General features: G+C 44.5%; 16 protein-coding genes and 2 pseudogenes. 6 read left to right on the top strand and 12 right to left on the bottom strand.

Features of this window, described 5'->3' with window-relative positions; translation table 11 throughout:
* Window positions 1-71 precede the first annotated feature (71 nt).
* Window positions 72-788, bottom strand: coding sequence for a metal-dependent hydrolase (locus E0698_RS11990; protein ID WP_192511696.1), 717 nt, complete (start codon window positions 786-788; stop codon window positions 72-74).
* Between the two features lie 157 nt (window positions 789-945).
* Complete coding sequence (locus E0698_RS11985) at window positions 946-2,097, bottom strand: iron-containing alcohol dehydrogenase (protein ID WP_192511695.1); 1,152 nt, start codon at window positions 2,095-2,097, stop codon at window positions 946-948.
* Between the two features lie 283 nt (window positions 2,098-2,380).
* Here E0698_RS11985 and E0698_RS11980 point away from each other — a divergent pair, with 283 nt between their 5' ends.
* Complete coding sequence (locus E0698_RS11980; protein ID WP_192511694.1) at window positions 2,381-3,094, top strand: expansin EXLX1 family cellulose-binding protein; 714 nt, start codon at window positions 2,381-2,383, stop codon at window positions 3,092-3,094.
* Between the two features lie 270 nt (window positions 3,095-3,364).
* A complete protein-coding gene (locus E0698_RS11975) occupies window positions 3,365-5,626 on the top strand; it encodes an AraC family transcriptional regulator (RefSeq protein ID WP_192511693.1) in 2,262 nt (753 codons plus the stop codon).
* A gap of 265 nt (window positions 5,627-5,891) precedes the next feature.
* Here E0698_RS11975 and E0698_RS11970 read toward each other — a convergent pair whose 3' ends face one another.
* The 5 genes from E0698_RS11970 to E0698_RS11950 form a co-directional block, all read right to left on the bottom strand.
* A complete protein-coding gene (locus tag E0698_RS11970) occupies window positions 5,892-7,433 on the bottom strand; it encodes an extracellular solute-binding protein (RefSeq protein WP_192511692.1) in 1,542 nt (513 codons plus the stop codon).
* A 114-nt stretch (window positions 7,434-7,547) separates the two neighbouring features.
* Window positions 7,548-8,441, bottom strand: coding sequence for a carbohydrate ABC transporter permease (locus E0698_RS11965; RefSeq protein ID WP_134913395.1), 894 nt, complete (start codon window positions 8,439-8,441; stop codon window positions 7,548-7,550).
* Window positions 8,442-8,459: 18 nt separating this feature from the next.
* Window positions 8,460-9,455 carry an ABC transporter permease gene (locus E0698_RS11960; protein ID WP_149093911.1) on the bottom strand — a complete coding sequence of 332 codons (996 nt, stop codon included), beginning with the start codon at window positions 9,453-9,455 and terminating at the stop codon, window positions 8,460-8,462.
* Window positions 9,456-9,662: 207 nt separating this feature from the next.
* Complete coding sequence (locus E0698_RS11955) at window positions 9,663-10,853, bottom strand: copper amine oxidase N-terminal domain-containing protein (RefSeq protein WP_192511691.1); 1,191 nt, start codon at window positions 10,851-10,853, stop codon at window positions 9,663-9,665.
* A gap of 142 nt (window positions 10,854-10,995) precedes the next feature.
* On the bottom strand, window positions 10,996-11,883 hold the full coding sequence (locus E0698_RS11950; protein WP_192511690.1) for a DMT family transporter: 888 nt from the start codon (window positions 11,881-11,883) through the stop codon (window positions 10,996-10,998).
* A gap of 190 nt (window positions 11,884-12,073) precedes the next feature.
* Between E0698_RS11950 and E0698_RS11945 the strand changes: the two genes are divergently transcribed.
* The gene (locus E0698_RS11945) at window positions 12,074-12,823 is read left to right on the top strand and encodes a YdcF family protein (RefSeq protein WP_192511689.1); all 750 of its coding nucleotides are present in this window, start codon (window positions 12,074-12,076) and stop codon (window positions 12,821-12,823) included.
* Window positions 12,824-13,002: 179 nt separating this feature from the next.
* On the opposite strand, the gene E0698_RS11940 is transcribed toward E0698_RS11945, so the two are convergent.
* Complete coding sequence (locus tag E0698_RS11940; RefSeq protein ID WP_192511688.1) at window positions 13,003-13,473, bottom strand: DUF523 domain-containing protein; 471 nt, start codon at window positions 13,471-13,473, stop codon at window positions 13,003-13,005.
* A gap of 253 nt (window positions 13,474-13,726) precedes the next feature.
* Window positions 13,727-13,846: pseudogene (locus E0698_RS26800) on the bottom strand (NucA/NucB deoxyribonuclease domain-containing protein); the annotation flags it as partial.
* Window positions 13,847-14,149: 303 nt separating this feature from the next.
* Between E0698_RS26800 and sigK (E0698_RS11935) the strand changes: the two are divergent.
* Window positions 14,150-14,851, top strand: coding sequence for an RNA polymerase sporulation sigma factor SigK (gene sigK, locus E0698_RS11935; RefSeq protein ID WP_014282571.1), 702 nt, complete (start codon window positions 14,150-14,152; stop codon window positions 14,849-14,851).
* 408 nt (window positions 14,852-15,259) lie between these two features.
* On the opposite strand, the gene E0698_RS11930 is transcribed toward sigK (E0698_RS11935), so the two are convergent.
* Together E0698_RS11930 and E0698_RS11925 are read right to left on the bottom strand one after the other, a co-directional pair.
* Complete coding sequence (locus tag E0698_RS11930) at window positions 15,260-16,234, bottom strand: alpha/beta hydrolase (RefSeq protein WP_192511687.1); 975 nt, start codon at window positions 16,232-16,234, stop codon at window positions 15,260-15,262.
* Complete coding sequence (locus tag E0698_RS11925; RefSeq protein WP_192511686.1) at window positions 16,231-16,860, bottom strand: TetR/AcrR family transcriptional regulator; 630 nt, start codon at window positions 16,858-16,860, stop codon at window positions 16,231-16,233. The genes E0698_RS11930 and E0698_RS11925 overlap by 4 nt, the downstream gene beginning before the upstream one ends.
* 235 nt (window positions 16,861-17,095) lie before the next feature.
* Here E0698_RS11925 and sigK (E0698_RS11920) point away from each other — a divergent pair.
* Both sigK (E0698_RS11920) and E0698_RS11915 read left to right on the top strand, forming a co-directional pair.
* Window positions 17,096-17,563 (top strand): annotated as a pseudogene (sigK, locus tag E0698_RS11920) (RNA polymerase sporulation sigma factor SigK); the annotation flags it as partial.
* 451 nt (window positions 17,564-18,014) lie between these two features.
* Window positions 18,015-18,524, top strand: coding sequence for a discoidin domain-containing protein (locus E0698_RS11915; RefSeq protein ID WP_134913387.1), 510 nt, complete (start codon window positions 18,015-18,017; stop codon window positions 18,522-18,524).
* A gap of 79 nt (window positions 18,525-18,603) precedes the next feature.
* Here E0698_RS11915 and E0698_RS11910 read toward each other — a convergent pair whose 3' ends face one another.
* Window positions 18,604-23,199 carry a fibronectin type III domain-containing protein gene (locus E0698_RS11910; protein WP_192511685.1) on the bottom strand — a complete coding sequence of 1,532 codons (4,596 nt, stop codon included), beginning with the start codon at window positions 23,197-23,199 and terminating at the stop codon, window positions 18,604-18,606.
* Between the last annotated feature and the right edge of the window lie 197 nt (window positions 23,200-23,396).

Here is a 23,396-nt window from a genome sequence, read left to right as displayed (position 1 = left end):
AAAAACAGTCAAAACACGGATAACGTGCTTTGACTGTTTTTTAGTTGAATAGAGTTACCGATTGGAGCACTTCATATCAAATGCTTATAACGAAGCAAGGCGATAATAACAAGTACAGCCGTCAAGGCAATGCAGATGTTCTCCACCTGCGCCCCTTTGCGCGTTCCGGTACTCATCAGCTTAAATCGCAGCTTCCATTTGAACGGTGGCAAAGGTTTAATTCCGTTATTCGTCAAGGAATCTGCCAATAAATGTAGCAGATACGCCAAGCCGCCAGCCAGCCAAATGCTGTCACCATGCAGACGGGTTGTACCGTACAGCAACGCAGTCCATGCGACTGTTCCATACACCGTATGCGTCAATCCCCGGTGCGGGACAAGCGTACAGATAATCAGCAGACACCCGGCTATGTAATTCCACGGCGCATAGGCTTCTCCATACCAGGCCAAGCCAATTCCAATTAAAAAGATAATGGCCTTTCGCATCGACCGTGAAGGCATAAAGGAAGCGCTGATCATCAGCAAAGCCAGAACAAGATTCCACGGCGGCGGAGCCAGACGGGTAATAAATACCCAGCCCGCAGCCCCAATCATCAGGAGCTGTACGAGTCTGAGCATTTTGGTAGGCAACGCACGACTCACGAGCATGGAGTTAGGCTCGTCAATATCCGGCAGCAGTGAACCGACTACAGCGGCAGCCACGGCAGCCGGAGTCACTTCGTATCCGTTCAAGGCTAATACCGACAGGGAGACCCCGGTTCCAATAATCAAATGGGCTCTTCCCATCATGGTGCATAACATCCTTTCGTTGCAGCATACAACAGAGTTTGACATCACTCTATTTGAATCAGCATGATTCGATTGTATACGACAAACAAAAAGAGAACAATAGTTCGCTTATTCTATTTAAAGGATATCGTCCAAAAGTCCCGGTCAAAAATTCGCCTTAGAGTATTTTTTGGAACAGTGCGATAACTTCCTCTTTGGTCGGCTGAAATGGATTACCAGGCGCACACGCATCTTTCATCGCATTGTCGGCTAACAGATTAAGATCCGGGTCCGTTACCCCCAGCTCAGACAAGCGTTTCGGGATCCCTACCTCCTGTGCCAGTCCGCGGATGGCATCCACGACAAATTCAGCGCACTCCTCGTCGGTTCGCCCTCTGACCGAGAATCCGATCGCTTGAGCGATAGGTCTGAATTTACGGGGAACATGCTGTGCATTGGCCTCCTGCACATAGGGCAACAGCATCGCATTACACACCCCATGTGGAAGATCATACACACCTCCAAGCTGATGAGCCATCGCATGCACATATCCCAACCCCGCATTGTTGAAAGCTAGCCCTCCCAGAAAAACAGCATACACAAGCTTTTCCCGAGCCTCAATATTTTGACCGTTCTCCACAGCATCAGGCAAATAACGGAATATCAGCTCGACAGCAGCCAAGGCAGTGGCATCGGTGACCGGATAAGCTCCCGGGGTAACCAGCGCCTCAATCGCATGAGTAAGCGCATCCATACCTGTCGCAGCAGTTAATTCAGCCGGCTTACCCACCATTAATTCGGGGTCATTTACAGAGATGGAAGCCAGACTGTTTTTATCAACCATGACCATTTTGACCTTACGCTTCTCATCAGTAATGACATAGTTAATGGTGACCTCGCTGGAGGTACCCGCCGTTGTATTCACTGCCACAATAGGAACGGACGGCCGTTTGGATTTGTGAACGCCTTCATATTCTGAAATATGTCCTCCATTGGTGACAATGATGCCAATAGCTTTGGCAGCATCCTGAGGCGACCCACCGCCTACCGAGACGAGAACATCACATTCGTTATCCTGAAATACCTTGACTCCTTCGTGAACATTGTCACAGGTAGGGTTAGGCTGTACTCCGTCATACACGATATATGGAACTTCATGCTGCTCCAAAACAGCAATAACCCGGTCGGTAATCCCATTTCGACGCAGCCATTTATCCGTCACGATAAGCGCTTTCATAAATCCTTTCTCTTGCAACATCGGTCCCAGATCTCTAAGACATCCAATCCCCATCAAATTCACTGGCGGTACATAAAAGACGTTCGTTCCCATGCGTAAACCCCTCCTTTGTGCTTTTCGTTCTCCAGTCATCCCTGCTCTCTGATATTAAGCTCCATCTTCCTGATCCTACCATCAGGTCGAGCAGACATCTGCGAAAAAAAGCACAGTTCAGCAATTCCCATAAAAACATGCAATAAGGCCTAGAAGCATGTTGACAAACTTTTGCAATATTTTCTTTTTGCCTCAAAAGCCTATTGCACTATTTGAAATATTATGTAATATAGTGTTTATATTTACTATATGAATCTATTAAATGAACAAGGAGGAAATAATTATGCAAAAGAGTTCTGCGATTCGCAAGTTCAAAACGATTGGTCTGGCATCATTGCTAAGTCTTGTTTTGTTCGCTCTCCCCGCTTCAGCTGCTTGGAATGATACATACACGGGTTACGCCACCTATACCGGATCTGGCTACTCAGGAGGAGCATTACTACTTGATCCCATCCCTTCCGATGCCAAAATTACGGCTCTTAACCGCACACAATTGAATTATAACGGAATCAAAGCCGCATTGGCAGGAGCATATCTGGAAGTACAAGGCCCCAAAGGGAAAACAACAGTCTATGTAACCGATATTTATCCTGAAGGCCCAAGCGGTGCGCTTGACCTGTCCCCGAATGCTTTTAACCAAATTGGCAATCAAATTGATGGAAAAATCAATATCTCATGGAAAGTCGTCAAAGCTCCAGTTACTGGAGACGTCTCCTACCGCATTAAAGAAGGCAGCAGCCGGTGGTGGGCAGCTATTCAGGTACGCAATCATAAATATCCGGTTTTGAAGCTGGAAGTCCAACAAAATGGACAATGGCTCAATCTCGAAAAACAGGACTACAACCACTTTCTCGGTACGAACTTAGGGAATCAGCCTCTTAAAATCCGGATTACAGACATTCGCGGTGTGGTGCTGAACGATACCCTCCCAGCTCTGGCGGAAAATGGCTCTGGCGAAGCCTATATTGTCAAAGGTAATGTGCAATTCCCTGACTGATGTAATCCTCACCGCCTGAACCCTTTCAGGTACATACGGCTTCATATGACCGATACTGTCCAAATTTGGGACAGCCCCTTATGTAATCCCCAGGCTGGGAACCGACGCGAGCGATTATGCGCGTTTCGTTCTCAGCCTTTTTACGAAAAAATCATTATTTTTCATAAAAAATTGGTTTGTTCACTGTCCTGTTCACAGGAAGGCACGTATAATGAATACATAAATAGGGTTTATTTTGGCTATATGCACATAGACAGGAGACCTGCGCACATGAGCAATTTCAAAAAGCATCACAAGCTTCACAGCAAATTGCTGATCAGTATCACGTTATGTATTACGCTGACGTTGCTGGTATCTACCACGGTGTATTATTTTTATTATATTCGGGTGGAGAAGGAGCAGGCATTCGAAGCCAATCACAGTAGCCTGGCACTGAGAAGCAGAGAGGTCATTAACATGACATCCATCGCCCAATCGTTGGCCTTTCAAATGTACCGCAGCAGTACCCTGTCCAAGTTGTTGTATTATCCCAAACCCAATGTATATGATGAAACCGCTGCCATGTCTGAGCTGAACAATTATCTCAATTCTATGCCGTACATTGAATCCATCTATGTATATAATCCAAAAAGCGACACCTTCTACATTGCATCCTCGCGGGGGCAAAACGGGTTATTCAGCAAAAAAGAACTGGCTGATACGGATATTATACGCGTGCTGGATCATTATCAGGATTATAAGCCATTTACACCCATCCCACGCACCTATCCGTTGCTGTCTGCGTCCGATTCGGTGGCCGGAGCAGATCAAGCCAGCACAGACATTACAGCCTATACGTATTTATGCTATGACGCTATCAACTCGAACGAAGCGATGAATTCGGCTGTGATCGTCAATGTATCTGCGACCTGGATGAACAAGGAAATGGCGACGAATCCGACATCAGGCGGAACGGCTTATATTTTGGATGATCAGGGCAGACTTTTATCCGGCGCGACGCTGGCAGACGAATCTTTGAACGAGAAAGAAAAGCTATGGCTGCACACCCGAGTCAAAAAACAGGAAACAGGATATTTTGTAGAAGATTTTCACGGTAAAAGATCACTCATTTCTTATACCTCCCAGGACGGACTGGGTTGGCAGTATATTAGTGTCACTCCATATGAAAGCGTTATCAAAATGGCGAGTGTTATTCGCAATGCGATGCTGCTGATTGCCGTTGTCATTGCATTGGCAGGGTTTGTGGCTTCCTGGCTACTGTCCAGAATGCTGTATACCCCCATCGGGCAGATTGTTGTCCATATGAATTCACTCGAATCAGAGAAACGAAACAGCATGTATACGATCCGGCAAAACATTTTACGGAATATTATTCGGGGGGTCCATCTGCTTCCCGCTGGAGAGGAACCGGAGCGGTTGCGTGAGCTTGGAATTACATTCCAGTTCGACAAAGACTATCGACTGGTGCTGCTGCGAATAGATGAATATGCCCGTTGGCAAAGCGAACGCGGTCCTGATCTGTTGCCCTATAAGTTTGCCATGATGAATATCGCTTCTGAAATATGCGGGCAGACGTACCAGGTGGAAGCCGTTGATATCGACGAAGACAGCGTCCTATTGATGCTCAACATTCTTGATCCTGCGGAGCATACAGATACCGTGCTGCTGGAAACCTTATTGCGCCAAATACGCGAAGCTTGCCTTGAATACTTGAAGCTGAGTATATCTCTGACCTATAGTGCCATCGCAAGCCAGCCGGAACGACTACATCTGTTGTATCGTCAGGTACAGGAAGCGTCCATGCACCGATTTTTTCAAGGGCACGGCTGTATTATTGATGCGCAGAACACCATTGACGCAAATGCTCAAAATGCTTACGTATATCCGTCGGATAAGGAGAAAAAATTGCTCGACACGCTGTTATCTGGTCATACGGAGGATGCTCATGGCATGTTCAAGGACTTGCTGATGCATATGGAAAAATATTCGTTTTCCGTCGTGCAGGTGGCCATATCCCGGCTGATGATGAGTGTGAATCATGCCATTCAGCATATGAGTGAACGTAATGGATTTGCTCCCGAATCTATACCTGAATTGCCATCCGCGGATCAGCTGGAGACGGCCCAGGAGCTTATCGAACAATATCAATTGGTCTTTGATCATGTACGCTCCAGCCTATTGGAAAAACGAAACACGAAACAAGAGCGGCTGGTACGGCAAATTAATGAGCGAATAGAGCAAGCCTATGCTGATCCGGATTTTTGCCTCAACCAGATCGCTGAAGAGCTGGATATGTCGCCGATCTATGTCAGCAGACTATACAAGCAACAAACTATGTCTACCATCGTGGATGTCATTCAACAGCTGCGCATTCGCAAAGCCTGCGAGCTGCTGGAGCAAACCGACTGGTCGGTAGCTGACGTGGCAGAACAAACCGGATTTGCGAGCAGCTCTTATTTTCACCGCATGTTCAAACGTAGCTTGGGCGTGACGCCGACAGATTTTCGCCGTTCTAAAGCAAATGCGCAATAAGGTAGACTGAAAAATGCTTCCGTAAAAAGTTCTGGCTACTGTATGCGGCCGCTCCGCTGATTTTAGCGTGACCTATCACTCCTTGTAATAGACATTAAAGAAGTGGAACCTAGCCTATACAATACTTCTTAATGATTTAGCTGCATGATGTAGGAGCATTCCATGATGTCACACTAGAACGACATTAAAAAAGCAAGCCTCCAACTTCCTGGAGACTTGCTTTTTCTTTTTATCCCAACTGTTAAAATCTCTTTGCCTTGCCCAATTACTTAATGTTCTTCTCCTTCACGTAGGCTTCCCATTGCTTGGTATATTCCGTCTGGATTTTCTCCAGGCCAGCCTGGTTTGCCTTTTGCAAGAAGGTCTCCAGACCCTGATCTACGTTGTCGATCAGTCCAGCTTGGAGCGGATAGAGATATTGCTTTTCTACTTGCTCCAGAGCGGCTTTTTCAGCCTGATAGGTCGTGTAATCCTCGGCAAAGCCGGTAAACAGGTCAGGCTTTTGGATTTTATCCAGCTCTGCGAAAATCTTCTTCACACGGTCAAAGCCTGAATCAAACAGCATGTATTCCGGGTTACGCCATGCCCAGCTATTCATACCTTCCCGTGAGAATCCGTTGGAACTGCCGCTACCGATCATTTGATAGTAACCGTCTTTGACTTCATAGTTTTTGCCCTCAATACCGTATTGCGTGAGCAGGTTATAGCGTTTGTCCGTGACAAGCTTTTCATAGAAAGCTAATGCGCGCGCAGGGTTAGGACTGCTTTTTGGAATCGCAAAGCCGTTATGAATCGGATGCACTGGAGTTGCATACCCGGTCGTCAGCGGGAACGGATAGTAATCCAGCTTCCAGTCCGGGTGAGACGCTTTGAGCTTAATCACCATGTCATTAAAACGGGTCGGATTGTCACCGAAAATACTCGCTGCTTTACCGGAAGTCACCTGATCCTGAAGCGTATCCTTTACGTTCAATACGTTTTTAGGGATAAATCCTTTGTCGGCCCAGCGTTTGTAGGTACTCAGCTCTTCTTTTTGCTCAACTGAACCCCAATATTTATAAACCTCTGTCGGTTTTTCATATTTAATACCAATGCCGTAAGGCAGAGCACCCACACTCTTCGTCACCAATTCGGAATAACGGTCATGCAGGTTCCCTTTGATATCACTGTTCAGGGAGATTGGTTTCATGCTAGTCTCATGCTGACGAATGCCATCCAAATAAGCCTCGTAGCTCTTCATATCAGTAGGCTTAGGCAAGTTGTATTTCTCACGTAAATCCTCGCGCCATACAAATCCGTTTGTAACGTATTCCTTGTACGTGCCAGGCACGGTGTAGATTTTGCCTCCGATTTTAACGCCATCCCACATCTCCTGAGGCACAAATTTTTGCAAGGCAGGTGCCGCCTTCGGCAGCAGATCATCGAGTGGCAGGAATGCGCCTTTCTTGGCATACGCCTGATACTGCGTCCAGTCTGCGGTAAAGATCAGGTCAATCGGCTGGCCGGAAGACAACAGCAGCTTATACTTTTGATCCCAGTCCGTCCACGTCGTATAGTTAAATTTGACGGTGGCATTCAAATCTTTTTCCGCCAATTTATTGATTTCAGTCTCAATAGCAGGTAAATCCTTAGGAGCATCACCCAGCATATAAAATTGCAGTTGTACCTTTTGGGTTTTATCGTCCTCTCCGCTTGCCTTTTGTGCGCTGTTTCCGCTACCGCCTCCACATCCGGCTAATAGCGCCATGATAACCATAACTGCAATCAGGATGGACATGCGTTGCTTTCTTTTCTTTGTAAATGTCATGTGAATCCTCCTTTTGAAGTGGTTGCTGATTTTAATAAAGCGCTTACAATATATATTGTCAGAATGGCACAACGTCAGCACGTCATGCCATCTTTAAACCAATGAGTGTCCACTTTAGCCTTTTACAGCACCAATGGTCAAGCCCTTGACAAAATAACGCTGAATGAAAGGATACAGCAGTAAAATCGGCCCAGTGACCACGATCGCCATTGCCATTTTGGTCGATTCGGTCGGCATATCGTTGGAGAGTGAAACGCCAGTACCTGCCCCCATTTGAGCGATAAACTGCATCGAGTTGATTACATTATACAAATAATATTGCAGTTGGTATTTATGCGGATCATTAATAAAGAGTGAGGAAGAGAACCAGTCATTCCAATACGCCAGAGCCAGAAACAACCCCACGGTGGCAATGCCCGGTGTAGACAAAGGCAGCACAATCCGATAGTAGATTTTAAAATCACCCGCACCGTCAATTTTAGCAGACTCAAACAGCTCTTCCGGCATAGACGAACGAATGAAATTTTTCATCAAAATGATCAGAAACGGAGTCATCAGCCCCGGGAAAATAAGCACTGTATACGTATCCAGCAGTCCTAAATACTTCGTCAACATAATGTACCAGGGTACCAAGCCGCCCCCAAACAACGTTGTAAAGTAAATATAGAACGAAAATGCGTTCCGGTATTTAAAATCTTTACGCGCCAGCACATATCCCGCCATCGTCATCAGGAACAGGCCCAACGTCGTACCTACTACAGTTGTAAAAATGGTCACACCGTACGCCCTCAGCACCTCTTCAGGAAAGGTGAACACCGTCCGGTATCCTTCCAGCGAAAATTCCTGTGGAATAAAATGATATCCATCTCTGATAATCGACTCATTACTGGTCAATGATGCCGAAATAATAAGTAGAAATGGCAGTAAACAAGCAATAGAAGCAATAATGATTACCGCATAAGAAATAATCTGAAAAATTCGGGTGTATACATCCTCTTTGATCGCCATCCGTTTGGGTCCTCCTTTCTAGAACAAGGCATATTCGTCGTTCAACTTGCGAATGATGTAGTTCACGGTCATGATCAGCACGAAGCCGAACAAGGACTGGTACACGCCTGCCGCCGAAGCCATGCCCACATCAAAGGTTACTTTCAGCGAACGGTACACGTAAGTGTCCAAAATATCCGTTGTATTGTACAGCACCCCATTATTGCCGATTAATTGATAGAACAGGTCGAACTGTCCCTTCATAATACTGCCGAGCGCGAACAGCAGCAGCACGACAAACGTCGATTTGAGCATAGGCACGGTAATGTACCAGATCCGCTGAAAAATGTTGGCCCCGTCCATTTTCGCCGCCTCATAATACTCGTCGCTAATGCCTGTAATGGCCGCCAGATAAATCACCATACTGTAGCCGAGATTTTTCCACAGGTAGAACAGGATAATCAGGAAAATCCATACCCACGGCTTGTTGTATACATCCACGCGTTCACCGCCAAATTGCAGCAGCAGCGTGTTTAGAAAACCGTTGTCATAATTAAATATGTTGTACACGATGACGCTTAGAATAACGAAAGAAACAAAATAGGGCAGGAACATCACAGATTGAGCTATCTTTTTAAAATAACGGCCACGCAGCTCATTCAGCAAAATCGCGCACACAATCGCCAGCACGTTGCCGAGTAAAATAAAAGCTGCGTTGTATCCGACCGTATTCAATGTCAGTTTGGTCAGCGTGCCGGATTGCCATAAAAACTGAAAATTCTGGAGTCCGACGAACTTGGCATCGAACAAGCTGGTATTGAAGTCAAACTGGGTAAATGCATAATAGATACCCACCATAGGAATGTAAGAGTTAATGAAGAAAAAGATCAAGGTCGGCAGCAACATGAGAAATAATATCCGATTGCGGATCAGTTCATGGAAAAATCCGTTTTTCCTGCCACTTGCCAGCCTCCTCCCGTTCAGACGGGAATCTGTCGTAAGCATAGCGGAACTCTTAGGCACAGGCTGATTCAATGTGAGTCACTCCCCCTCTGTATACATTACCGACAGCATGGTTTGCAGCACCGCCGTCGTATGCCTTTATTTTATGTAAGCGTATTCAAAATGAAAAGTGAAGCCTTTCATGCTTCATGAACAAAGGGGTGTACAGGGGGGTGAACAATTCGGATATTTGTGAAGTATTGTGTGATATCAGGCGCCTGATAGACGCCCGAAACCCACTTACAAAGCATAATTGAACGTTTGAGGCTGTCCTTCACTATCATGTAGCTCGAAGCGCAGTTCACCGTCATTTTTGTTCTGACCGATAAACTTAATACCATCTTCCCTGAATCCGTTCAGTTGCTCAGGAGCTAATTGAAGCAACTCATACACCAACAATGACTGGTGGGTTTTAAGATTAAATAATATTAAAAAGCCCTCATCATTCGATCTGGCAAGAATAAATCCCTCGCCCATGCCTTCCACCGCAAAACTGTCCTTCAAACGACCGGAAAGCTTCCCCATATTCCATGTTTCTTTTACAGAACCATTAGCGTCAATCAGACGAACGGTCTGTCCATCGTTCATGACTGCTTTACCATTATAAAGCTTGATATTGTTGGCATTAAAATTCCAATAATGAGCCTTTGCCTGACGAAGTACCTTTCCTTTCTGGACGAACAGCGTATAAAAATCGTCATTAATCATGGGCTCGCCATACGCTTGCCATACCGTAACCAAATCTGCATCCTCCGTAACCTTGGTTGAAATGATTTTCGTCATGCCAAAATAATCTTCTTTCAATTTGATATTTGTTGGACTGAGCGCACGGATACGGCCGCCATCCTCTTTACGGTACAATACTCCGCTGCTTGCATCCAGCAAATAGCCTTTGCTTTCCTCCGATTCCCCAACCAACTGAGGATAGCTTATGCTAGCCATTCGTTCGTTTTTCTTCCATTCCAGCTTGCCTCCGACCACATCACTGATAAATGCCAGAGGAACATAAAGCGTTCCATGAATGCTACTGGCTGAAACGGTGTAAATAACCTTCTTGTTATGTACAAAACCTATGTTGGAATTAACCTTTATACGACCAGAACCCAGACTAGCTGTACCATTGGTGAGTGAAAGCGTCCGTGTTTTGGGGTCATAATCCGTAACTATTCCAGGCAGAGCTGCATCCGTAGTAGGAATCATCACCTGTCCCTTGTTAATGAATGACTCTCCTTTGGGAAACGACATTATATTTCCGTTAAAATAAACACGGACACTTGCAGTTTCCTGACCTTGCTTTATAGATGCAGAAGTTCCCGCTGCCTGAGCAAACTCTCCATCGTTCAGTCCGATTGCCACACTTGCCAATAAAACAAATGCAACTATTATCCGCTTGGCAGGCTTATACGGTTTGGCATTTTGAAGCTGGATCATGCTTGAACCCCTCCTTATAGATCAAATTCGTTTCGGCCGAACCCGTTTCATTCTTCCTAAAATTCGCCGGACAGGTGTTAAAATCCTCTAAAAAAGGACCCTGCTACCTGCGCAGAGTCCTTGCTTGTACCATATCCTATTTTCAAGCTTGCTGTACTACTCTCGCTCTGCGATTCACCAAATAAATGCTAAGCCCAATTAATACTAGACCGATCAGCAGGAAAGCCGTAATCGCTTCGCGCAGCACCAAAGAGCTGACAAACACCGAAATAACGGGCACCAAAAACGTATAAGACGCGACTTTACTCGCATCCCCTGAGTTGACCAGTGTGAAATACAGCAGCCATGAAAGTGAAATTCCCAGCACAATGCCGAATACCAGCCCTGACACATAAGGAACATTCCATACGATGTCTGACCAGCTTTCCGTCACTGCTCCGGCTCCTGTCAACACGATGCCTCCCAGTGTGCATTGAAATGCGACCAGCCACAATGAATCCACGCGCTGGTTTACCTTTTTCACGTAGACGGTACCCAATGCCCAACTCACGGCTGTAATAATAGCGATCACTACACCTGCCACAGCCACATGTCCCGAAAATCCTCCGACACTGACAGCTGCAACGCCCAAAAATCCGATGACCAAACCTGTCACCTTAAGTCCGGACATCGTTTCACCCAGCCACATCCATGCAAAAATGCCGACCAGTACAGGCTGGAGATATACCAGCACTGAAAACAGGCCGGACGGTACGTACATCAGCCCCACTGTTTGCAGACCGTAAAACAGTACCACGTTAAAAACACCCGAAATGGCGTAGACACGCCAGTTCTCTTTCCAACGGATACGTTTCCATCTTGGCAGTAAAATCGCTCCTAACAGCAGACCTCCCAGCAACGTGCGCAATCCTGCAAACAAAAGTGGAGGCGTAAACTGCAACGCTACTTTATAAATGGGCCAGGATATGCCCCACAATACAACCAGCAGCGCGATCATCAAGATCCGTTTGGCTGTCGTTAACTCTTTCATGCTGCTTTCGCTCCTCTATGCAAAAAAATGACTAGACTTCATATTTTACGCCTATAGGACGAGTTTATCAAACAAAAAATATGTATTGGAAAGCACAACTCCAGACAGAGGAATCCGGTCATTTGCCTATGTTACAATATACCAAACCAAAAAGAAAAATAGAGATTGAAGGATAGGAGGATGTCTGCACTTGATTTATATCATCAAATTTTTATACAGCTTCGTGCTGCCTCCCGGTTTATTTATCCTCGTGATGGCTGGGCTTGTGATCTGGCTGTGGAGGCGTGCGCGTAAACCTGCTTTCATTCTACTCGTTGTCACACTACTGCTGTATGGCTCCTCCACCAATTGGGTCGGGGATTTGCTGATCAGCAGTCTGGAAAAACAGTACCCGCAGCCTCATGCCGTGCAAGGCGATGTTATCGTTGTGCTTGGCGGCGGAGCTACAGAGGGAACACCTGATATCAACGGACAAGGTAATCTGCTGGGTTCAGCGGCCAATCGCCTGCTCACTGCGGTACGGTTGCACGAAGCAACAGGCTTACCTATTCTGTTTTCCGGTGGACAGGTATTTAGCGACAGTGGCAACGAAGCGAATATTGCCCAAAGACAACTTCTGGGACTCGGTATTCCCGCAAAAGATATTTTGATCGAAAACCGTTCCCTGAACACGCAGCAAAATGCCGTCTATACATCCCAGATTTTGAAGCAGCATCAGTTCACCAAACCCATTTTGGTAACCTCCGCTTTCCATATGCCACGTGCGGCGCTGGAATTTCAGCGTGCAGGCATGCAGGCTGTACCTTATCCGACCGACTATCTGGCAAGTGAAAATCTGTCACTGTATGCCGCCAAGCTCTCCCCGTCTGCCGGAGCCATGGCTACTACTGGAACAGCTCTCAAGGAGTATCTGGGGATTCTTGCGTTGAAGCTTAAGTAGCCCTTAGTATGATTTAGCGCGTAGGTACCACATCACAAACAAGCGCCTTGGCAGCCCGCAGGTATAAGATAAGCCTGTAGACTACCAAGACGCTTGATTTTACCATGAGTCTTTCTTTCGATGAGTACTGTGAGAGTTCCAAACCTGTATTTTATCCTACTTTCATGTGTCCGAACCCACTACATATCCTCATGCACGAAAATTTCCGATATTTGTTCCTCCGATATCACCTTGAAGCCTTCCTTCTTCAGCAACGCTGATGTCACGCCATTACCCGCTATTTTCCGGTTTTCAAATGACCCGTTATAAATGGCGGCTGATCCGCAGGATGGACTGTTTTCTTTTAAAACAATAAGTATAGCGTTAATCTCCTTAGCTATGTTCAAAGCTTCGTATGCACCTTTAATGTACATCTCACTGACATCGTTGTCCGAGGACTCCACCACCTTGGCTTTACCGTTCAGTACATCCTCCCCCGTCCCGCCCACAATTTCAGCAGGCGGTCTTGGCGTCATAAAGCCCCCCAACAGTTCAGGACAGATGGTCATAGCCTTCTTTTCCTCTACCAACTTCTGAATATGTACGTCCAAGCTATCCGTCCCGTTATACCGCACCTTCATCCCTGCCAAACAAGAACTTACCAAAATCATCTGCTTCCACCTCATGTCCATTGCTTTTCACAACTTAAGTCATTTAAGTATAATCAAATTTTCTCATAGAGTCATCGTACGAAAAATAAAACTTCCTTCTTCCATATCAATCATGGTGCTTCTTCTACCGTATGACATCAAAAATGAAGAAAGCGAAGCCGTCCCGTAAAGTAGGGATAACTCCGCTTGATTTAAGATAGCCAAAACGGTTCTTCCTGCACCAATATAATGAACGTTTAAATTTTAGACCTCACTAACTCACTATAAATTTAACCCGTGTTCCATCCGGATAATCTTCCAACTGATGACTTACCCATGATCCTGCGCCACGATTATCACTAGGGCTTATATAACGAATGTCTGCCCTTGCTCCTGCCCTCTGTGTGTTCACTACAGGTTCTGCATAAACACTTTGTACGGATAAAATAGCAGCCAGCAAAAAAACAATAAGTCCTCTTATCTTTGCACACCTCCATATTCTGTTATTTGTCTATAGAATACGATTTGAAATGTGGAGGTGTGTGAAAATCTTACTTTCTATCCCCATAAATTGTTGCGGAGCAGTTTTCGGAGTACAGGCACGGATGGGCACCTGCCCACATACAATAAACAGATCACAAGCCCGGTAAGGTACCATAAACCGGTAAGTTCGCAACTACCTCAGGAGGTGTCAACCGTGCCCGGACTATTTAGCGCTATCGCTTTGTTCATCAAGGAATTGACGCTACTCGTCTCTTACGTGAAAAACAATGCCTTTCCGCAGCCATTGACTGAGAAAGAGGAAGCCCGACACCTGAAGCTGTTTGCCGAAGGCAACGCGCAATCCCGCAACACACTAATTGAACACAACCTCCGATTAGTGGCTCATATTGTGAAAAAGTTTGATAACACCGGTGAAGATTTGGAGGACCTTATATCCATCGGCACCATCGGACTGATCAAAGCCATTGAAAGCTTTCAGACCGGGAAAGGTACAAAGCTGGCAACATTTGCAGCCCGTTGTATAGAAAACGAAATTCTGATGCATCTTCGCTCACTGAAAAAAACACGTAAAGACGTGTCTCTCCACGATCCTATCGGGACGGACAAAGAGGGTAACGAGATTACTTTGATTGATATCCTCGGCACCGAGGCGGACGATATTGTGGATAAGGTACAGCTCAAAATAGAGAAGAGTAAAATCTATCGTAACCTGGATATTTTGGATGAGCGTGAAAAAGAGGTGGTTATTGGTCGATTCGGCCTGGAAGCCGGAGGTGAAGAACGTACACAGCGGGAAATCGCCAGAGAGCTGGGGATTTCGCGTTCGTATGTGTCCCGCATTGAAAAGCGTGCATTAATGAAGCTGTACCATGAATTTTACAAGCAGAAGGGGTAATGGATAAGGAGATATATGAAGCCACTTGAGGCCCTTAACAGGGCCTTTTTAGGTCTTTTTCATAATTCAATTCCTTGCTTCTTTTCAGTTATTCTCTCTATCCTTACTTGTATTTCATTTTCTAGTTCATTAATTCGATTCCGAGTCTTTGTTCAAATGATCTCCAAAAAGGATCTTCTTCTGACCAGCGAACAGCATACGCTTGTCTTTTGTCCTTATCAACATGCTCTGTACTCGTACACCGTTTTTTCGCTTAAATAATAACTATTTTGCTATGTATTTCATTTAAAACGCAAATAAAAGCCTGTAGTGGTTTTCTACACTACAGGCTAAAAATGCTTGATATTATTGGCTATTTTTACTTCGTGAGGACAAGTTCCTCCGCTAGTTGGCTCTCTTGGATTGAATTTATTTTCCTACATACTCATCCAAAAAGCGATCTACTCTTTTGAAATATTCAGTGGGGTAATGGTTGATGGCCTCGATGTGCTCCGTATTTTGCGGGTACCATACTTCTGCTTTTGGGTTATCTTTTAAGGACTCGTAAATAATTTCTGTATTTTTATAACTAATTTGCTGATCTCCAGTACCATGAATGAGCATAACTGGCTTGTCTTGCATCTTTTTTACCGCATCCATAGGAGATATGGAATCAAGATCAACCTTAAAGGCCCAATTTGCCATCCATGTCGACGTATAACTGAATGGAAACGCAGGTAAACCTGAAAAGAAGGGCAAACCCTCTCTCAGAAATAGACCAGCATTACGAAAAGGACTATCCGCAATTACGGCTTTGATGTCATCACTTTCACTTGCGGCTAGCAAAGAAGTAGCAGCACCCATTGAAAAGCCGATAACTCCAATGTTATCACCCGTATGGTCTCTGGATTTTAAATAGCTTACAGCTCCTAGCAAATCGTATTTTTCATTGAGGCCCAGTGTAATCAAATCACCATCGGATTTACCTTGCGAGCTGAGGTCAAATGCCAATACATTGTAGCCTTTCGGAACGAAATGCTCTACTAACTTTGGGGTCCGCCCTTTGACTAAACGATTGCTCGTATATCCATGGACGACAATAATCGTCTTATTACTTGCTTTACCAGAAAGACCACTTGCAGGGAAGAAGGAACCTCTAATCGTATTATCATTTTTCAAACTCTTGAACTCGACCTCTTCGTAGGGAGTTTTATCGATATTCAATTCGTAGCTGACATTAGTGTCTCTAGGATGGTGCAACAAGGTGTCTACTACTTTATAAGATATAAAAAATACAAGAGCCATCACAAGCAAAAGCACGATTCCTAGGCTCCATAAAATTTTCTTCCGTTTTTTCACACGAACGTTAAATGTCAGATCGGGTTGTAATGATGTTTGGCTCATTCAGACTCCTCCAGTTTTTCTTTAGGTTGTATGGGTGCAAACAAATAAAAGGCATGCCCCTTCAGATTTTCCCACTCGGGATGATGAATAATACTTTCTCCAAGAGTTAAGCCCACTCCATTTAAGAAAGAGATATAGGCACGAGAGATCATTGCTGGAGAAAAGCTTTTGTTGAATTGTCCCATTAACTGTCCCTTGGCATAGACGCATTCGATCGCATCTGTCATTACCTTTGTACTTTCAAGGACCTTCTGTGTAATTTCAGGGAATCTTATTCGTTGTCCTAGGACAGATTGAACAAGCCGCAATTCATTTGTATAGAAGTAGATATGGTTGAATTGTTCTGCCACCATGTTCTTAATCAATACGCCCGGCGTCCCCTCTTGTTGTAGACAAGCAAGCGATTTCGCCTGAATATCAGCAAGCGGCTCAAGGACAGCGGCGTAGTATAAAGCTTCTTTGCTAGGGAAATATTGAAAAATGGTTCCAGGAGTCACTCCCACACTCTGTGCAATGATAGCCGTTGTGGTATTAGAATATCCACTTTCTGCGAACAGGACAACAGCTTCTTCTAGGATACGTTTACGCCGCTCCAGTCTTTTTTCTTCATTGATGGGTCTTGCCAAATGTATTCCCCTCTCTTTAAACTAAACTTTAATTAATTAATTAAATGATTGATTATTTAATTAATAATATATCTTAAATTACGACTTATAGCAAGAGTGAATTTATCTTACTTACGAGCAGGATGAACCTCAACATATAAAAATAAGCCGGAGTGCTGCCCAACATGCGCCTCCGGCTTGTTTTTATCAGGTTATTTTGGATGAGTACACGTTCCGCCTTCCTTAAATTTTATAAACCAGTGAAGATTTGGAAGACCTCATATCCATCGGTACCATCGGCCTGTTCAAGGCCATTGAGAGCTTTCAGACTGGAAAAGGTACAAAGCTGGCAACATTTGCGGCCCGGTGTATTGAAAACGAAATTTTAATGCATCTTCGCTCACTGAAAAAAACACGCAAAGGCGTATCTCTCCATAATCCTATTGGGACAGTCAAAGAGGGCAACGAAATTACTTTAATAGATATCCTCGGCACCGAGGCGGACGATATTGTGGATAAGGTACGGCTCAAAATTGAAAAAAGCAAAATCTATCGTAACCTGGATATTTTGGATGAGCGCGAAAAAGAAGTGGTTATTGGTCGATTCGGCCTAGAAGCCGAAGGAGAAGAACGTACGCAGCGGGAAATCGCCAAAGAGCTGGGGATTTCGCGTTCGTATGTATCCCGAATTGAGAAGCGTGCGTTAATGAAGCTGTACCATTAATTTTACAAGCAGAAGGGGTAAAAAGTGTTAAACACAAATATATGAACTGCTTGAGGGCCCCAATCAGGGGCCTTTTTCGTAATTATATCGCTTAAACTCTATATTTTAAAACCATTTGAACAATTGTTCCATTTTAATGTTAGAAATAAACACAGGTTTGCTTATACTGTATGTGTCGTCATCAACAGCATTCTAGCAATAACTGTATATACAGCCTTGCGCTCATTTGCGAATTGAAGCAATCAACTGCTATATTTACCCGGGGTTTACTTCCGTCCATTTGAAGCTATGTAGACGACAATCTCTACCTGTTGATGAGTATTGATGTGTTTATTCTGGCAGTCGCAATATGTAATTTATATTAGGGAATACATTTATTGAGAGGTTCATATGAATATAAAATGATAACTTCAACAATATTAAACAATTAAACTAATGGAGGAAATCCAACATGACAAAATTTAGTCAGAATCCAAACGATTATTCTTTTTCAATTGATCCTGTCGTTATAGCAGAAGAAAATGTTTCGACAAATGGTGATTCCAAAAATACTTTTCCAAAAAATGTTCTAGTCGATAATAATCTGTCTTGGGAAAGCAGCTTAAGCGGTAAAGGTGGAGAATTAATTTTTAAATTAGATGAGGGCAAAACGATTAATGATATCCTCTTGGCTCAGCCAACTTTTAAAGCTTTTATTCTTACGTTTTCTCTTCATGGTTCAAACGACGGAGAAAATTGGTTTAGATTAGGTGAAGTAGAGGCTGTGCCCACTACTGCAAAAACGACTTACCAATTTAGCAATGAGATTCCTTTTCAATATTATAAAATAACTGTACTTTCATCTGGCCTGAATAATACAACAACCTATTATGGTGTACGATATATTCAGTTAAGAACCGCTTTAATCAATGGCGTTCCAGCCTATAGAAATTCCAATTTAAATCCCGCTATTGTGGAATAAAAATCAATGTGAGCATACTGCATCAATTCCTATATGCACATATACAAAAGAGGGGCTGGCTAATGCCACCCCCTTCTTTTTATTGAATTTTTTGAATCATGTTATAAATCATTTCAGCCGCTTCGGCACGTGTGATTTCCTGTTTTGCACGGAAGCTTCCATCTGGATATCCTTGTACTAAATTAATTTCGGTTAGACCAAGTACATCTTCTCTGGCCCATTCCACAATTTGAGAGGCATCTGAGTAGATATTGCTTTCTTGTTGTGGCGTAGCCTTGATAACGTTGTTCACCATTTTAGCCGCCTGCTCCCGGTTAATAACGCGATCTGGAGCAAATACCTTATTACTAAATCCACGAGCGACCTGATCTTTAATCGCTGTTTTTAGTAGATCAACATACCACGCTGATGGATTGATATCCTCGAAGCTTAAAGCCATATCCGTTTCGAGCGGTAATTTCAGGGAACGGACGAGCATCGAAGTGAACTCCATACGTGTTACAGGTCTGCTCGGCTCAAAAAGGGTTTGGGTAATACCCTTCACTACCCCCAAATCTGCAAGGGCATTAATCTTATCTTTATTAAATGCCCGCTCGATGTCACTAAAGCGATTGGGCTTCGTCTCGACTGAAGGTGCTTGAATGATTGCTGTTTCAGTCAACTCCTCTACATCGGGCTGAATCGGCTTGATGATCCCCCCACCTCCTGCTCCACCGCCTGAGGCTGAGGCTCCAGTACTCCCTGTTGTTTTACCGTTCGCTTGTTTTGCAAAGGTACGCTTTCCTTGGCTGTTTTCTGCCCAAAGCTGAACTTCATACGATTGTTTCTCTCTAAGTTGACTCCAAATAAAGCTTCGATCCTTACCACGATATAATTCTGTTTGTCCCTCACTGGTGAGCACGAAAATATCATTTTTGTGTTCTGACTCCCAATGGATCATAAACTCGCTATTGGTCGTTTCTGTTTTCGAAAATGCAAATTCTGGAGACGGTAACGTTTCTACCTCACCTTCTGTCTGTTTACCTTCACCGCTTGTGTTAACCGGTTTAACGGTAATACGATACACCGTGGAGCTGTCCAAGCCATCTACTTTAAAATTAGAGTTGGCCGTATGACCGATAAGCAGACCATTTTGGTACACATGGTAGGTATCCGCACCAGGAGCTTCTTTCCACGTAACTACCAGATCGGTATCTGTTACATCTTTAAATGTCAGCTCATGATCTGGTATTTGGCCTGGGAGCGCACGATACGTAAATGGAGTCCACTCACCTGCGCCCGTTGTATTGACAGCTTGAATGCCGAACGAGTACATCGTACCGGGTTGGATACCTGAAAGCTTAATACTAGTATCCTTGGTATCCACGATTTCACCAGTATCTTTCCGAATTACAGCATATTGATAAGCATTTTTGGTTTCATCCCAGTTCAGCAAAATCTGGCCATTCCCTAGCTCTGTGACTTTGACGTTTTGCACTTGAGGTGGAAGCGTAAGCAGCTTTTCCCGCACAGGCTGACTGAACCCGCTACTATTACCGCTGCTCACCTGAAAATCGTATTTTTGTCCACCTTCTAATCCGGAAACGACTACACGTGGTTCAGTGCTGTAATAATCCTGGCTATTGATTGATACTTTATATTTGGTCGCTCCATCGACTGGGTCCCAAACAATCGCGGCATCATGTTCCCGAACCTCTACCGCTATAAGACGTACAACCGATGCGGGTAGTGTTAACGCGTTGATAGTCGTATCTCCGCCTATACCACTTCGATTGTAGGCTCGGATTCGAATATTTGCAGTCCTACCTGCGGGCAATCCATCAAAAGTATAGGCATGGCTTCCCCGGGAAAGCCGCACATCTGGCTCATCATTAACATTCAAGATGTATCCGTCAGCCCCCTGCACATCTTGCCAACCTACACTGACAGAATATACATCATTTTCCACACTCGCCAGCGTGGTTACCCAATCAGGTAATGTGATGACCCCTAAATGAGCATAATCTCCAAAGCCCGTTGCATTTTCAGCTGAAATGGAATAATTATACTCCGTTCCTGCCTGAAGTCCCTGATCAGCGAATTCAGTATACACATCCTTATAAACAGATACTTTGTCCCGCTCCAGAGCATAGTATGTCGCTGTAATTACACGATTCCATTTCAAGTCGATTCCATCGTCCTTCACGGTTACGTTTTGAAATCCGCTCGGGCTATCTGGCAGGCTCAAAAAAGACACATGCTTAGCTGCACCCTCTCCGCTAGCATTCATAGCTGTTACAGAAACATCGTAAAATTCGCCTGGTTTCATTCCCGTAATTGGATTATATACATCCTGTGTGACTGTATCCTTAAATATGACTTCCCCCGTACTAACATCTGTTGCTGTAATCTTATAGTTGTCAGCTGAAAGCACTGGCGTAAAATCAGCCATGATTTGTGCTGAATTACGAGAAATGGTTCGTAATCGAATATGGTCCGGGGCATCAGGTAACGTTAACACGCGGACCCGATTGGAATAGGCATTACCTCCCACGTGATTACTGGAACGTACTTCATATTCGTATTGCTGCCCTCCCTGTAGCCCTTTGTCTGTAAAAGAATTTGTCGGATGCGCAACATCCCAAATCTCATTCGTCGTCAAATTTCGGATGGTATAGACGTAACCATCATCAAGGCCCGATGGAAGAGTCCATTGCAAATCTACCTCTGTATTTCGTACGGCTGATGCAGAAAGAACAACTGGCTGAGGCTGCTTCTGAATACGAAGTGCTCTGCTGACTGTTTCAGAAATGTTACCCGCCTGATCTTTAACCTTGGCATGAACATACCATTCACCTTCATTTGAAAGGTTAATCTGAATTCCTGTATCGGCAGCTGTATCCCAATGTTCGGGTGTATCTGGGCTGCTCGTGATTTTATACTGCATCGTTGTTGATTCGATCCCCGAATGCTGGTCAGCGTATCGTATCCCCATCTGAATATTCGTATCCTTCCATTCACGGGAATCTGGTGTTAGCCTGATCGTTGGGGGTTCCAAATCAATGTAAGATGTTGCGGACACCGGATCACTCCGATTTCCAGCTGCATCCACAGCTTGAGCAGTCACTTTTACGATGCCAGAACTATTTAATACTCCCGATGAACCAGGAACATAATTGCCAGAGCCCATTTGATATTCGTAATGTACTGCTGAAATATCCGTTCCACCCGAAATAGCAAATTGTACTGGCTTATTGGTGTATCGGGTGGGCATCGTTACCTCGGAAAACGTAACCTCCGGGGGCGTTGGCTTGGTTCGATCAATCATGACCGATTGAGTCACGATTGGACTAGGCACGTCCAGATTATTGATCGTTCGTGCTGATAGTTCGTACATCCCTTCCGCGTTTAATGTAAAAACGCCATTGTATGTCTGCCACTCCCCTGCTGAACTCAAACGATACTGCGTCATCTTGATTCCATTTACAGGATCACTTCCTGAATCAATAGCAATATTCACATTGTTGATCGTTGGACCCACCTCGCTAGCTCGGATAGCAGGAGCAGTCGGTCCCTTTTTATCAATAGTGACTTCCTTGCTTACTTCTTGGCTCACATTACCCACGTTGTCTATGGAGCGGGCATAAATCGTGCTTTTACCATCTTTATTAACATGGAATGCTCCACCATAATCTTGCCAACCTTGATTAATAACGCCCGTCAAGCGAAATTGTGTATGGGCCAGCCCAGAATAGTCGTCCGCTCCTGGCTGCAATGTAATGGTATAGTCATTACTGTTGCCCGTTGCACTTATGATCGGTGGCGTCGGCGGCATTTTGTCTATCCTGACATTCCCGGAAGAAAGACCACTGTACTGGTTATTCACGTCTACAGTCCGGGCATAGATTGTATTTACACCATGATCATATACAGTAAAGGGTCCTGTGTACTGTTGAAATGCTCCACCATTTAGGCTGTATTCATAGTATTTCAGCCCTTCAGGCGCCACGTCTCCATTGATCCAAACCGTTACAGGTCCTTTGGTCCATTCCGTACTTGCTTGGCCCTCAGCCCCTGCACTAATCTGGGGTGGTTTAGGCATCAGACCTGATTTGGGAATGACACGGACTCCAAACTTGGATATTTCATTACTAGTCTGCTGGTTAGTACCCATAGCTCTAAAATACCGAATATCTTTTAACGTAATAGAGTCTGTGATCTCTACCCATTTCCCTTGATAAGAGCTACTGGCATAAAATTTTGTGACATCGGTCCATGTATATAAATTCGTTCCATTAGGCTGCCAACTGTTACCCGCTGCTGCATTAGATACATATATATCAGTATGGTAAGACCCTTCGATATAAACAAAAATCTTATAATCCGATGTCTTAATAGATCTTCCAATATCAACAAAACGGTGTGCAGGCTGCGTAGTACCATCGCATTTATACCTTGCTGAACCCGTACCATTATAAACTTCAGTTGCTCCTATTCCATTTCCTGACCATAACCCCCAACTGTCACCCCCACCAGGTAAATTATTTTGGCAAAAAGGTCCACCGATGATCTCTTGGGTAGCAGCTGATACCCTCTCTGGAAATATAGGGAGGGCGGTTAACATGATCATTACAGCTAAAAATCCATATACCCACTTGCTATACTTCCTTACCTTTCGCTTATTTTTTGGATACATACATTTCTCCCTTGCTTTATTTTATTTTCAAAGAGTTTTACAAACTCGTTTCGGCTAAAATAGAAAAAGCACCCCAAACGAAGGCGGTTAAGCCTAAGTTTGAGGTGCTTCCTCAATGCAACGAGTATGTTTTGAAGCTATTATACTTCGTTCTAAACGTAATGTAAACAGCACGATATCATTTAAAATTCATAAAT

This window comes from Paenibacillus sp. 23TSA30-6 (assembly GCF_014858585.1).
Taxonomy (GTDB): domain Bacteria; phylum Bacillota; class Bacilli; order Paenibacillales; family Paenibacillaceae; genus Paenibacillus.
The sequence above is the reverse complement of the archived record's forward strand: the minus strand, read 5'-3'. Positions and strand labels throughout refer to the sequence as shown.